Origin of the sequence: Pantoea sp. ICBG 985, from assembly GCF_002928365.1 — a bacterium.
Classification (GTDB): domain Bacteria; phylum Pseudomonadota; class Gammaproteobacteria; order Enterobacterales; family Enterobacteriaceae; genus Pantoea; species Pantoea dispersa.
In genome coordinates, this window is record NZ_POWM01000005.1 from 106,044 (window position 1) to 118,531 (window position 12,488).

At 56.7% G+C, this 12,488-nt stretch carries 13 protein-coding genes; 9 read left to right on the forward strand and 4 right to left on the reverse strand.

The features are described 5' to 3' along the window. Positions 1 to 84: 84 nt before the first annotated feature. The 4 genes from C1Y42_RS15815 (at position 85) to C1Y42_RS15830 (ending at position 2,511) form a co-directional block, all read left to right on the forward strand. Positions 85 to 510, forward strand: a complete 426-nt coding sequence (locus C1Y42_RS15815) for a CidA/LrgA family protein (RefSeq protein ID WP_021507826.1) — start codon at positions 85 to 87, stop codon at positions 508 to 510. Continuing rightward, complete coding sequence (locus C1Y42_RS15820; RefSeq protein ID WP_021507825.1) at positions 503 to 1,198, forward strand: LrgB family protein; 696 nt, start codon at positions 503 to 505, stop codon at positions 1,196 to 1,198. Before C1Y42_RS15815 ends, C1Y42_RS15820 begins: the two co-directional genes overlap by 8 nt. Before the next feature lie 82 nt (positions 1,199 to 1,280). Further along, positions 1,281 to 1,826, forward strand: a complete 546-nt coding sequence (locus C1Y42_RS15825; RefSeq protein ID WP_199188995.1) for a YfaZ family outer membrane protein — start codon at positions 1,281 to 1,283, stop codon at positions 1,824 to 1,826. Positions 1,827 to 1,965: 139 nt separating this feature from the next. Beyond that, positions 1,966 to 2,511, forward strand: a complete 546-nt coding sequence (locus C1Y42_RS15830) for a YfaZ family outer membrane protein (RefSeq protein ID WP_031279754.1) — start codon at positions 1,966 to 1,968, stop codon at positions 2,509 to 2,511. 157 nt (positions 2,512 to 2,668) lie between these two features. On the opposite strand, the gene C1Y42_RS15835 is transcribed toward C1Y42_RS15830, so the two are convergent. From C1Y42_RS15835 to acs, 3 genes are all read right to left on the reverse strand, one after another. After that, positions 2,669 to 4,321 carry a cation acetate symporter gene (locus C1Y42_RS15835; protein WP_058774927.1) on the reverse strand — a complete coding sequence of 551 codons (1,653 nt, stop codon included), beginning with the start codon at positions 4,319 to 4,321 and terminating at the stop codon, positions 2,669 to 2,671. Continuing rightward, on the reverse strand, positions 4,318 to 4,647 hold the full coding sequence (locus C1Y42_RS15840; protein ID WP_021313201.1) for a DUF485 domain-containing protein: 330 nt from the start codon (positions 4,645 to 4,647) through the stop codon (positions 4,318 to 4,320). Before C1Y42_RS15840 ends, C1Y42_RS15835 begins: the two co-directional genes overlap by 4 nt. Positions 4,648 to 4,820: 173 nt before the next feature. Then, a complete protein-coding gene (gene acs, locus C1Y42_RS15845) occupies positions 4,821 to 6,776 on the reverse strand; it encodes an acetate--CoA ligase (protein WP_058774926.1) in 1,956 nt (651 codons plus the stop codon). A 580-nt stretch (positions 6,777 to 7,356) separates the two neighbouring features. Here acs and gltP point away from each other — a divergent pair. The 5 genes from gltP (at position 7,357) to murP (ending at position 12,030) form a co-directional block, all read left to right on the forward strand. Next, positions 7,357 to 8,658, forward strand: a complete 1,302-nt coding sequence (gene gltP / locus C1Y42_RS15850) for a glutamate/aspartate:proton symporter GltP (protein WP_021507820.1) — start codon at positions 7,357 to 7,359, stop codon at positions 8,656 to 8,658. Between the two features lie 172 nt (positions 8,659 to 8,830). After that, positions 8,831 to 9,010: a type II toxin-antitoxin system HicA family toxin gene (locus tag C1Y42_RS15855; RefSeq protein WP_306460749.1), complete on the forward strand. Its 180-nt coding sequence runs from the start codon at positions 8,831 to 8,833 to the stop codon at positions 9,008 to 9,010. 118 nt (positions 9,011 to 9,128) lie between these two features. Next, complete coding sequence (locus C1Y42_RS15860) at positions 9,129 to 9,533, forward strand: type II toxin-antitoxin system HicB family antitoxin (protein ID WP_199188996.1); 405 nt, start codon at positions 9,129 to 9,131, stop codon at positions 9,531 to 9,533. Positions 9,534 to 9,679: 146 nt separating this feature from the next. Beyond that, a complete protein-coding gene (gene murQ, locus C1Y42_RS15865; protein WP_058774924.1) occupies positions 9,680 to 10,591 on the forward strand; it encodes an N-acetylmuramic acid 6-phosphate etherase in 912 nt (303 codons plus the stop codon). Further along, on the forward strand, positions 10,591 to 12,030 hold the full coding sequence (gene murP / locus C1Y42_RS15870; protein WP_058774923.1) for a PTS N-acetylmuramic acid transporter subunit IIBC: 1,440 nt from the start codon (positions 10,591 to 10,593) through the stop codon (positions 12,028 to 12,030). Before murQ ends, murP begins: the two co-directional genes overlap by 1 nt. Positions 12,031 to 12,124: 94 nt before the next feature. On the opposite strand, the gene C1Y42_RS23455 is transcribed toward murP, so the two are convergent. Further along, positions 12,125 to 12,364: a hypothetical protein gene (locus tag C1Y42_RS23455; RefSeq protein WP_146068803.1), complete on the reverse strand. Its 240-nt coding sequence runs from the start codon at positions 12,362 to 12,364 to the stop codon at positions 12,125 to 12,127. Positions 12,365 to 12,488 lie beyond the last annotated feature (124 nt).

Genomic DNA, 12,488 nt, shown 5'->3' on the forward strand with positions numbered 1-12,488 from the left:
AGTTTGAATAATTTTAATTCATTTCTTTCACACTCTGGCGCGGATTTATACTGCAACCCTGAATTTTGAGGGGGGGAGAGAGAAATGGCGTCCGCGCTTCGTCCGCGCACCACGGATATCCTGCAACGCGTCACGGTGCCGCTGCAGCTGGTGCTGTATATCGCCCTGTTCGTTGCCAGCGGTCAGCTGGTGAGCTGGCTGCATCTGCCGTTACCGGCCAACGTCGTGGGTATGGTGTTGCTGTTACTGTTGATCGTTAGCGGTATCGTGCCGCTGCGCTGGGTTAAAGCCGGGGCCAACTGGCTGCTGGCCGAAATGCTGCTGTTTTTTATTCCGGCGGTGGTGGCGGTGGTGAATTACAGCGACCTGCTGCGCAGTGAAGGCTGGCGCATCTGTGTGGTGATCGCCGTCAGTACGCTGATGGTGCTGGCGGCCACCTCGCTGGTGGTCGATCGCTTATACCGTTTCGAACTGGCGCGCGCCGCGCGTAAGCAGGGCGATCGTGACTGACTTTATCATTAGCCTGTTATGTCTGGCGCTGACGCTGCTGGTTTACTACCTCAATAAACGCCTGTACCGGCGCAGACCCACACTGCTGCTGATGCCGTTGGTGTTAACGCCGCTGGTGCTGGTGGCGCTGTTGCTGCTGACGCACGTCAGCTGGCAGGATTACATCGCCGAAAGCCACTGGCTGCTGTGGCTGCTGGGTCCGGCGACGCTGGCCTTTGCGGTGCCGGTTTACGAAAACCTGCACATTATCCGCCGCCACTGGCTGTCACTGAGCGTGGGCGTGATCACCGCCACGCTGGTGGCCGTGTGCAGTTCGGTATGGCTGGCGCGGCTGCTGACGCTACCGGAGAGCATCCAGCGCAGCCTGGCGGTGCGCTCCATCACCACGCCTTTTGCGCTGGCAGCGGCCCAGCCGATTGGCGGCCAGCCCGATTTAGTCGCGCTGTTCGTGGTGATTACCGGCGTGTTTGGCATGGCGGTGGGCGACGTGCTGTTTTTACGCATCGCGATTAAGCAGGGCGTGGCAAAAGGCGCCGGCTTTGGCGCCGCCTCGCACGGTGCCGGCACGGCACGCGCTTATCAGCTCGGCCAGCAGGAGGGCGTGGTCTCCAGCCTGGTGATGATGCTCTCCGGCGTGCTCACGGTGCTGCTGGCCCCGCTGCTGGGCCAGCTGCTGTGGCATGCCTGACGGGCAAATTTGAGCCTGGGCTCATATCAGAGTTTCCTCGCTTTGCTTACCGTTTGCGCGCGCAAACAACAAGGAAGCGAGAATGAAAAATACCACATTAGCATTAGGCCTGCTGCTGGCCGCCACCGGGACCAGTGCCGCTGAGATCGGCGGGCAGGGCGGCAGCCATTTCTGGACAGCCCGGATTAACAGCGACCGCACCGCACCAGGCGTGCAGGCAGCACTGGAGTATGTGCATGGTCATCAGCAAACCCATCTGCTCGACGCCAGCCTCGGCTACGGCTTTTCCCTCGGCGCGCTGCAGGTAGCACCGCGTATCGGTGCATTCTGGGCCGATGTGAAAACCACCTCAACATCGAGTCGCGGCATGAATGGCGGGATTCGTCTGATGGCACCTCTGCCGCGGGCTGGGGCCACCTGGATCTATCTGGATTACAGCCTGTCACCTGATTTTGCCAACCACAATCTGCATGCGCTGCATCAGCTGGAAGCGGGCGTCTATTACCAGCCGGCGAAGTGGTTATCACTCAGCAGCGGCTATCGCTATCTCTCCGTCAACGGTGATTATGGCCATGCCGATCAAAGCCTGATGGATGGCCTGTTTATCGGCGCTGCCGTGCGCTTCTGATCCCTCCACGGCCGTTCGCGGCCGTTTTCTGCCCGCTGTAACCCATTTTTACGTAAAGCTTTCCAAATAAAGTTGTGTCACGTCGCCGCGCTGTTTACCCTTTGCGCCGAATTATGTGTCCTTCATGGAGTGGATTGTTATGTTTAAGCAACTTGTTACGGGAAGCGTTTTAGGTCTGGCACTGCTGAGCGGCGGCGCGCAGGCGATTGAGGGCAGTGTTGACGTGGGTGAGCACAGCACCAACCTGAACCTTGGCCTCGGCACCGCTTCACCGGGTCTGTTTCTGAAAGGCAACTGGCTGCGCAGCGATCACGACGGCAGCACTTACGGCCTTGGTATGGGTTATAACCTGGATGTGGGTGATTTCCGCGTGGCACCGACGGCGAAAGCGCTGTTCACCCATCCGGAAGATGGCCGTGATGGCTTCACCGTGGCGCTGGGTGCCGGTGCACAGTATAACTTCAACAGCATGTGGGGCCTGTACGGCGAATATTACTATGCGCCGGAAGCGTTCTCCGATCGTCTGGACAGCTATAAAGAAGCCTCAGGCGGCCTGAGCTTTACGCCGATTTCGCTGCTGAACCTGCGCGTTGGCTATCAGTACATTGAGCTGAACAACAAAGGCGACCGCAAAGATAACGTGCTGGTCGACGGCCCGTACGTCGGTGCGTCGCTGCGTTTCTGATGACGGGACCAGGTGCGCATGAATGCGCACCCTACGAAATTCCGTAGGGTCGCCATTTATGGCGACCTGGTCAATCACTGCACTACGTTCATGGCGACCTGGTCAATTACTGCACCGCTTCAATGGCGACCTGGTCAGTCACCGCACCCTCTCAATCTTAATGCGCTTTCCCCTGCGAAATGCCGACGCCCGTTTGTGAACGGATAAACTGTCCGCGGAATTTCGCCCGCTCCAGCGCCCCCTGCTGGGAATGATCGGTAATGGAAAACAGCCAGGTGCCGACAAACGCGACCAGCATCGAGAACAGCGCCGGATACTCATACGGATAGACTGGCGTCGCGTGTCCCAGTACCTGCACCCAAATGGTCGGGCCGAGAATCATCAGCACCACCGCCGTCAGCAGGCCCAGCCAGCCTCCCACCATGGCGCCGCGCGTGGTCAGCTTTGACCAGTACATCGACAGCAAAATAATCGGGAAGTTACAGCTGGCGGCAATTGAGAACGCCAGGCCGACCATGAAGGCAATGTTCTGTTTCTCAAACAGAATCCCCAGCGCAATCGCCACCACGCCCAGCACCAGCACGGTAATTTTCGACACCCGCAGCTCTTCACGCTCGGTGGCCTGGCCTTTGCGGATCACGCTGGCATACAGGTCATGCGACACCGCCGAAGCACCGGCCAGCGTCAGGCCGGCCACCACCGCCAGAATGGTGGCGAAGGCTACCGCCGAGATAAAGCCGAGGAACAGGCTGCCGCCGACCGCATTGGAGAGATGCACTGCCGCCATGTTAGTACCGCCAATCAGCGCGCCGCTGGCGTCTTTAAAGGCCGGATTAGCGCCGACCAGCAGAATCGCGCCGAAGCCGATAATAAAGGTCAGGAAGTAGAAGTAGCCCATAAAGCCGGTGGCCCAGAACACGCTTTTGCGTGCTTCCCGCGCATCGGCGACGGTGAAGAAACGCATCAGAATATGCGGCAGGCCGGCGGTGCCAAACATCAGGCCCAGACCGAGCGACAGCGCGGAGATCGGGTCTTTCACCAGACCGCCCGGCTGCATGATCGCGCTTCCTTTCGGATGCGCCGCCATCGCCTCGGTAAACAGCGTATTAAAGCTGAAACCGGTGGCTTTCATCACCATGATGGCCATGAAGCTGGCACCAAACAGCAACAGCACCGCTTTGATAATCTGCACCCAGGTGGTGGCGAGCATGCCGCCAAACAGCACGTACAGCACCATCAGAATGCCGACCAGCACCACCGCGATGTGGTAGTCGAGACCGAACAGCAGCTGGATCAGCTTACCGGCACCCACCATCTGCGCAATCAGATACAGCGCCACCACCACCAGCGAACCGCAGGCGGAGAGGGTGCGGATGGGCTTTTGCTGCAGGCGATAGGACGCCACATCGGCAAAGGTATAGCGGCCCAGGTTACGCAGGCGTTCGGCTATCAGGAACAGAATCATGGGCCAGCCGACGAGGAAGCCGAGCGAGTAGATCAGCCCGTCGTAGCCGGAGGTGTAGACCAGCGCGGAGATACCGAGAAACGAGGCGGCCGACATAAAGTCACCGGCCATCGCCAGGCCATTCTGGAAACCGGTGATGTTGCCGCCGGCAGTGTAGTAATCGCTGCGCGAGCGGGTGCGTTTGGACGCCCAGTAAGTAATGCCGAGCGTGGCCGCCACGAAGACCACGAACATGATGATCGCTTCGTAGTTGGTGGCCTGTTTTTGCACCGCGCCGGTAATGGCATCGGCGGCAAATACGCTGGCTGGTACGATAGCCAGCGAGGCGGAGAGCAGGCGCTTCATGATTTCACCTCGCTGACAATCTGTTTGGTCAGACGATCAAACTCGCCGTTGGCGCGCCAGACATAAACGCCGGTCAGCAGAAACGACACCACAATCAGGCCGACGCCGATGGGGATGCCGCGCGTCACATTGGTGCCGGCGTGCAAGGGCGTGCCGAGCCAGCCGGGCGCGAAGGCAATCAGCAGAATAAAGCCGACATACAGTACCAGCATGATGAGGCTGAGCAGCAGCGCAAACGACTGACGTTTGTGCACCAGCTCCTGAAAACGCGGATTGCTTTCGATTTGTTGCCAGACGGCTTCCTGTTGGTTCAGGGCTTCGTTCATCACATTTTCTCCAGAGGCAAGGCAGACAGAAAACTCACGGCAACGTGATTTAACTGGCTGAATATTCTAGTTATAAAGGTTGTGCGATGGTGAAAAGCATACGGCGTAAGGATGGAAGAGCGGAGAGTTGCCTGCCGGGGACAGGCTGATACTCTCCGCCGGGTCAATGCCGGTTATGGCATGGTGATCGATTGTTTCTCCTCGAGCAATTTCTCCACCACGCCCGGATCGGCCAGCGTTGAAGTATCGCCAAAGTTGCTGGTATCGCCGGCGGCGATCTTGCGCAGAATACGGCGCATGATTTTGCCGGAGCGGGTTTTTGGCAGCGAATCGGTCCAGTGCAACACGTCTGGCGTGGCAATCGGGCCGATCTCTTTACGCACCCAGTTGCGCACCTCACTGTACAGCTCTGGCGACGGCTCTTCGCCGTGATTCAGCGTGATATAAGCATAGATCGCCTGGCCTTTAATGCTGTGCGGTATCCCCACCACCGCGGCTTCGGCAATTTTCGGATGCGAGACCAGCGCGGACTCGATCTCCGCCGTGCCAAGCCGGTGGCCGGAGACGTTCAGCACGTCATCGACGCGGCCGGTGATCCAGTAATAGCCATCGTCGTCACGGCGCGCGCCGTCGCCACTGAAGTAGCGATTTTTAAACGTCGAGAAGTAGGTTTGCTCAAAGCGATCGTGATCGCCAAACAGCGTGCGTGCCTGGCCGGGCCATGAGTCGACGATCACCAGGTTACCCTCGGTGGCACCGTCCAGCGTATTACCTTCGTTATCCACCAGCGCCGGCTGGACGCCAAAGAAGGGTTTGGTGGCCGAACCGGCCTTCAGCTCGGTGGCACCGGGCAGCGGCGTAATCATGAAGCCGCCGGTTTCGGTCTGCCACCAGGTATCGACGATCGGGCAACGGCTGTCGCCAATCTTTTTGTAATACCACTCCCAGGCTTCCGGGTTGATGGGCTCGCCGACCGATCCCATGATGCGCAGGCTGCTGCGCTGGGTGCCGGCAATCGCTTTATCACCCTCGGCCATCAGCGCGCGGATAGCGGTCGGCGCGGTGTACAGCAGCGTGACCTTATGTTTATCCACCACTTCCGCCATGCGGCTGGGCTGTGGCCAGTTGGGTACGCCTTCGAACATCAGCGTGGTGGCCCCGCAGGCCAGCGGACCGTAGATCAGATAGCTGTGCCCGGTAATCCAGCCCACGTCGGCGGTGCACCAGTACACATCATCGTCATGATAATCAAAAACATATTTGAAGGTGGTGGCAGCATACACCAGGTAACCACCGGTGGTGTGCAGCACGCCTTTCGGCTTGCCGGTGGAGCCGGAGGTATAAAGGATAAACAGCGGATGTTCGGCCTCGACCGCCACCGGCTGATGCTGATCGCTGGCTTTCGCCATCAGTTCATGCCACCACAGATCGCGGCCTTCGCGCCAGCCGGTCTCTTTGCCGGTGCGCTGGAACACCACCACGTTTTTCACGCTGGTGACGTTTGGATTGTTCAGCGCATCATCCACGTTTTTCTTCAGCGGAATGCTGCGTCCGGCACGCACGCCTTCGTCAGCGGTAATCACCAGTTTTGCACTGGAATCCACTACGCGTCCGGCCACCGCTTCAGGTGAGAAGCCGCCAAAAATGACCGAGTGCACGGCGCCGATGCGCGCGCAGGCCAGCATGGCGACCGCGGCTTCCGGCACCATCGGCATGTAGATCGCCACCACATCGCCTTTCTTCACACCAAGGCCGGTCAGCACGTTGGCAAAGCGGCAGACGTCGGCGTGCAGTTCACGGAAGGTCAGGGTTTTGCTTTCGCTGGCGTCATCGCCTTCCCAGATAATCGCCGGGTGATCGCCGCGCGTAGCCAGGTGGCGATCGAGACAGTTGGCGGCAAGGTTCAGCGCGCCATCTTCATACCAGCGAATCGAAATATTGCCGGGGGCAAACGAGGTATTTTTCACTTTGCTGTAGGGCGTCATCCAGTCGAGGATTTTGCCCTGTTCGCCCCAAAAGGCCTCAGGATCGTCAACCGACTGTTGATACAGCGCCGCGTACTGATCGGCATTTATCAGGGCATTCGCTGCAATGGCAGCGGGTACGGGATGCTTGTGTATTTGGCTCATGGCTGACCTCCTTGAAGATGTTAATCATATGTCAATCAAAGGTTAATTGAAGAGTGAGGCCGGGCTTTGTTTCTGTTTTGCAGTCTGGATCACGACCTTGTGTAAGGCTGAAAAGTCACCCAATTCAATCTGTTTACCGGCGCAGGAAATGAGGCAAAACCACTGGCTGGATCAATAAAATTATGAACCAGCCGGTTAAATAAGCAGCAAACAGACCGGCACGTTTTTTCAGCAATCCTGAATAGCTATGCGGAAAATTATCGAATTAACACTTTTCATAACAGCGAGTTATGACAGGCGCATGTCAGTAGCATTTTATGCTGCCTGGCTGTGCAGGATTTAAGCTATCGCCCCAGGGGTTGCATTTACCGTAGTGAAAATGGTACTTATCTCGGCCCTGTTCAGCAGGTATCAACTCAGGCTGCATCATCGCGCGGGCGCATAATGCCGGCGCAGCGGTAACCGATGCAGTCCATTATAACCCTCTATTTTATCGGGCTTTTGCTCACTTCCCTGTGTGTAATGTCTTCTGCACCTTCGCAGCAGAGCAAAGGGGTTTTAACTGAGGAAATAACGCGTTATGAAAGGTTTTAAACTCACCCTCGCGTGGCAGATTCTGATTGCCCTGATTCTCGGCGTTATCGTCGGAACCGTGCTGCATAATCAGCCAGACGATCGTGAATGGTTAATCACTAACATTCTCACTCCTGCCGGCGACATCTTTATTCATCTGATCAAGATGATTGTGGTGCCGATTGTTATTTCCTCACTGATTGTCGGCATCGCCGGCGTGGGTGATGCGAAAAAGCTCGGGCGGATTGGTGTGAAAACCATCATTTATTTTGAAGTGATTACCACCATTGCCATTGTGGTCGGCATAACGCTGGCCAACGTATTCCAACCCGGCAGCGGCATTGATATGTCAACGCTGGCAACGGTGGACATCTCTAAATACGAAGCCACAACGGAAGCGGTGCAGGGAGCGCCACATGGCCTGGTGACCACCATTCTGTCGCTGATCCCGCAGAATATTTTTGCCTCGCTGGTCAAAGGCGACATGCTGCCGATTATCTTCTTCTCGGTACTGTTTGGCATGGGACTGTCTGCGCTGCCATCGGAGCATCGCGATCCGCTGGTGACCGTATTCCGTTCCATTTCCGAAACCATGTTTAAAGTGACGCACATGATCATGCGCTATGCGCCGGTCGGGGTGTTTGCGCTGATTGCCGTCACCATTGCTAACTTCGGTTTTGCCTCGCTCTACCCGCTGGCCAAGCTGGTGCTGCTGGTGTACGTGGCGATTCTGTTCTTTGCGTTCGTGGTGCTGGGTGCGGTGGCGCGCTTCTGCAAGCTGCGTATTACGACCCTGATGCGCATTCTGAAAGATGAGCTGATTCTGGCGTATTCCACCTCCAGCTCAGAGACCGTGCTGCCGCGCATCATGCAGAAGATGGAAGCCTACGGCGCGCCGAAGGCGATCACCAGCTTCGTGGTGCCAACCGGCTATTCGTTCAATCTGGATGGTTCAACGCTCTATCAGAGCATTGCGGCGATCTTTATCGCCCAGCTGTACGGCATTGACCTGTCGCTGACCGATGAAATCATTCTGGTGCTGACCCTGATGGTGACGTCGAAAGGTATCGCGGGTGTGCCGGGCGTCTCGTTTGTGGTGCTGCTGGCCACGCTGGGCAGCGTCGGTATTCCGCTGGAAGGTCTGGCGTTTATCGCCGGCGTCGACCGTATCATGGACATGGCGCGCACCGCGCTCAACGTCATTGGTAACGCGCTGGCGGTGCTGGTTATCGCCCGCTGGGAAAACCAGTTTGATACCAAACAGGCCGCCGCCTACGAGCTGCAGCTGCGCACGCAAAACGCCAGCTAAGCGACATGCTCTCTGACTGAACCCGCCTTCTGGCGGGTTTTTTTATATTTTGCAGACAAGTCCTGTCGTGGTGAGCGGCTGAAGAAAGTTTAAATTTATACCCACCATAACCACTAAAATTGAATCGGTGGTTATGGTGGGTATATAATATTCACGATGACATCAGGAGGTTGTGTTGAGCAGCAGGGAGCTGATTAGGATGTTGCTTGAACGAGGGTGGATTCTGGATCGTGTTAAAGGAAGCCATCATGTGTTTGTCCGTGCAGATAAGCCATATCACATCTCGCTTCCTCATCCTGAAAAAGACCTGGCAACCGGAACATTACGTAAGCTATTGAAAATGATGGACTGATATACGGGGGCTTTGCCCCCGATTTGGAACAATTAGCAATGTCAGGTGCAGCAGGCATTGCAATGCTTTTCATGTCCGCAGTAGATAATCAAGAAGGCAATTTACATAAGGACTCACCATGAGATTCCCCGTTTATTTGCACAAAACAGAAAACGGCAGCTGGTCAGGTTTCGTACCCGACGTGCAGGGATGTTTTTTTGCGGGCAACACCGTTGACGAGGCGTTGAGCGATGCATTTGGTGCAATCGATGCGCATGTGGAATCGTTAGCGGACGCAGGCAAGGCCATTCCAAAAGCAGCCAGCGTTGAAACCCATATTAATGATGAAGAGTGCCAGGGAGGTTACTGGGCTTTCATTGAGATTGATCTCAGTCGTTACGAAGGTAAAGCGGTGAAGCTGAACATCACCCTGCCGCAAAACTTACTGACCAAAATCGATAGCCACGTAGAAGCCCACCGTGAATACGGCTCCCGTAGCGGCTTTCTCGCCGCGCTGGCACGCAGAGAGCTGGCAAACATCTAGCGCTTCTTCTTAATCCAACCCGCCTTCTGGCGGGTTTTTTTATGTCCGCTGCCGCAAAAGGCAAAAAAATTGACCTGAGCAGGAGGAATTAACAATTCTATATGATATATAGTTTCAAGAATAAATTATTCCTGAAGGGAGCGAACATGAACATTGATCTGAGCCAGATGATCACTGAGGGCCGCAACCCGGCGAGCCAGAACATTGACGAGCTGAACACGGAAGCGATGCTGCGCGTCATTAACGATGAAGACAAAAAGGTGGCGCTGGCGGTTGAAGCTATCGTGCCGCAGATTGCTGAGGTGGTGGATGCCATCACGGCGGCATTCAGCCAGGGCGGACGTCTGATTTACTGCGGTGCCGGGACCTCTGGCCGTCTCGGTATTCTCGATGCCAGCGAATGCCCGCCCACGTTCGGCACGCCGCGCAGTCAGGTGGTCGGGCTGATCGCCGGCGGCAATACCGCGATTTTACAGGCGGTGGAAAACGCCGAGGACAACCGCGAGCAGGGCGCGCAGGATTTAAAAGATATCGACTTTTCGGCGCGCGATGTGCTGGTCGGCATTGCTGCCAGCGGACGCACGCCTTATGTGCTTGGTGCGCTCGCCTGGGCGAAGCAGCAGGGCGCCTTCACCGCCGCGCTGACCTGTAATCCCAACAGCGCCATGTCGCAGGCGGCGGACGTCGCCCTGACGCCGGTGGTAGGCCCGGAAGTGGTCACCGGCTCGTCACGCATGAAAGCCGGCACCGCGCAGAAGCTGGTGCTCAATATGCTGACCACCGGCGCCATGATCCGCAGCGGCAAAGTGTACGGCAACCTGATGGTCGACGTAGAAGCCACCAATCAGAAACTGGTGCAGCGGCAAATCAACATCGTTAAGCAGGCCACCGAATGTGACGATGCCCGCGCACAGCAGGCGCTGGCAGCGTGCGGCGGCCACTGTAAAACCGCCATTGTGATGATACTGGCGGACCTGAACGCCGATGACGCGCAGGCGCTGCTGGCGCAGAACCACGGCTTTATCCGCCAGGCATTACACCACGCAGGAGCGCAATGATGGCGGCGATCACTGAAAGCTTATTACGCGATATCCTGCAGGCGGTCGGCGGCGCAGGCAACGTTGTGCACTGCGGTAACTGTATGACGCGTCTGCGTCTGACGCTGGCCGATGCCGCGCGTGTCGACAGTGCCCGGCTGAAAACGCTGCCCGGCGTGCTGGGTGTGATTGACAGCGATGCCCAGTTGCAGATTGTGCTCGGTCCTGGCAAAGCGCAAACCGCAGCGGAAAAAATGCAGGCGATGCTGAACAGCGCCACGCCAGAGGCGCCGGGCGATCTGCACAGCATCGCCAGCGCGCAGAAGCAGCAGATGAAAGCGAAGCAAACCAGCGCGCTGCACCGTTTTCTCTCCTGCTTTGCCACCATTTTTACCCCGCTGATCCCGGGCTTTATCGGTGCCGGATTACTGCTGGGGTTTGCCACGCTGATTGAGCAGGTGTGCCATCTTAATCAGCCCGGGGAACACGCCCGCTGGCTGCTGGACACCGTGGCTTATATGAAGGTGTTCGGCAAAGGGTTGTTCACCTTCCTCAGCATCTTAATCGGCTATAACGCGCAGAAAGCGTTTGGCGGCACCGGCGTGAACGGTGCGATCATCGCCTCGCTGTTTGTGCTGGGTTATGTCCCGAACGCGACCGTCGGCTATTACAGCGGCATGCAGGATTTCTTCGGCCTGACCATCGATCCGCGCGGCAATATTATTGGCGTGCTGCTGGCGGCGATATTTGGTGCCTGGCTGGAGAAACAGCTGCGCAAAATTATCCCGGATAATCTCGATATGATCCTCACTTCGCTGCTGACGCTGTTAATTACCGGCGCGGTGACGTTCCTGGTGATCATGCCGATTGGCGGCGAGCTGTTTAAAGGCATGTCGTGGCTGTTTATCCACCTGAACAATAACCCGTTCGGCTGTGCCATTCTGGCCGGCTTATTCCTGATTGCGGTGATGTTCGGCATTCATCAGGGCTTTATTCCGGTCTATTTTGCGCTGATGGAAACCCAGGGTTTCAATTCGCTGTTCCCGATACTCGCCATGGCCGGAGCCGGTCAGGTCGGCGCTTCGCTGGCGCTGTGGTGCAAAGCCGACAAGCACTCGCTGCTGCGCAGCCAGATTAAAGGCGCCATCGTGCCGGGTCTGCTGGGCGTCGGTGAGCCGCTCATCTATGGCGTGACGCTGCCGCGTCTTAAACCGTTTATTACCGCCTGCTTCGGCGGTGCGCTGGGCGGCTTCTTTATCGGGCTGGTGGCGTGGCTCGGTCTGCCGGTGGGCATGAACACGGTGTTTGGCCCGTCAGGACTGGTGACGCTGCCGCTGATGACCTCTTCGCAGGGCATCTTTGCCGGTATGGCGGTCTATCTGGTGGGGCTGATCGTGGCGTGGATCGGCGGCTTCGTCTTTACCTGGTGGGGCGGCACCAAAAACGTTGATTTAAGTTAGAAAAGCCCGCGTCAGCAGACCGTCAAGAGGTCTGATGTCATTAAATGCATGATTTTGCTGCAATTGTGGGATAGCTCACAATTGCAGCATTTCGTTAGCGGGGCTTATTATTGAGCGTGAGAATTATCACCCATCCAGACTTTACTGGAGTGGCTGAAAATAAATGACGTGATATTAATGCGTTATCACTATAAGCCTTATGTAAACCAGGGTTATAGCCTTTCATTTCCTGCGAAATTCTTATTTCATCCTGATAAATATCTCCGGGCTCGCTTTTGATCTGTGCAGCTATAAAGTCTATATAAGCAACAGCTTTCTCCTGATTTTCACGCATCAGCGGCACCCTCTGTGCCCATAATTAACCACTTGATTCGTTTTGTGAAAATAGAGTTCGCCCATCTGCCCCTTTGTTCTTTTTTTCGCTGTGCTTTCACAGCGTCGCTGATTGCTTGTTACTG

Excerpts from the sequence above, each read along its gene's own strand:
- C1Y42_RS15830 (WP_031279754.1), top strand. The coding sequence starts at position 1,966 with ATGTTTAAGCAACTTGTTACGGGAAGCGTTTTAGGTCTGGCACTGCTG.
- C1Y42_RS15860 (WP_199188996.1), top strand. The coding sequence starts at position 9,129 with ATGAGATTCCCCGTTTATTTGCACAAAACAGAAAACGGCAGCTGGTCA.
- murP (WP_058774923.1), top strand. The coding sequence starts at position 10,591 with ATGGCGGCGATCACTGAAAGCTTATTACGCGATATCCTGCAGGCGGTC.
- C1Y42_RS15840 (WP_021313201.1), bottom strand. The coding sequence starts at position 4,647 with ATGAACGAAGCCCTGAACCAACAGGAAGCCGTCTGGCAACAAATCGAA.
- C1Y42_RS15815 (WP_021507826.1), top strand. The coding sequence starts at position 85 with ATGGCGTCCGCGCTTCGTCCGCGCACCACGGATATCCTGCAACGCGTC.
- C1Y42_RS15835 (WP_058774927.1), bottom strand. The coding sequence starts at position 4,321 with ATGAAGCGCCTGCTCTCCGCCTCGCTGGCTATCGTACCAGCCAGCGTA.
- C1Y42_RS23455 (WP_146068803.1), bottom strand. The coding sequence starts at position 12,364 with ATGCGTGAAAATCAGGAGAAAGCTGTTGCTTATATAGACTTTATAGCT.
- C1Y42_RS15825 (WP_199188995.1), top strand. The coding sequence starts at position 1,281 with ATGAAAAATACCACATTAGCATTAGGCCTGCTGCTGGCCGCCACCGGG.
- murQ (WP_058774924.1), top strand. The coding sequence starts at position 9,680 with ATGAACATTGATCTGAGCCAGATGATCACTGAGGGCCGCAACCCGGCG.
- acs (WP_058774926.1), bottom strand. The coding sequence starts at position 6,776 with ATGAGCCAAATACACAAGCATCCCGTACCCGCTGCCATTGCAGCGAAT.
- gltP (WP_021507820.1), top strand. The coding sequence starts at position 7,357 with ATGAAAGGTTTTAAACTCACCCTCGCGTGGCAGATTCTGATTGCCCTG.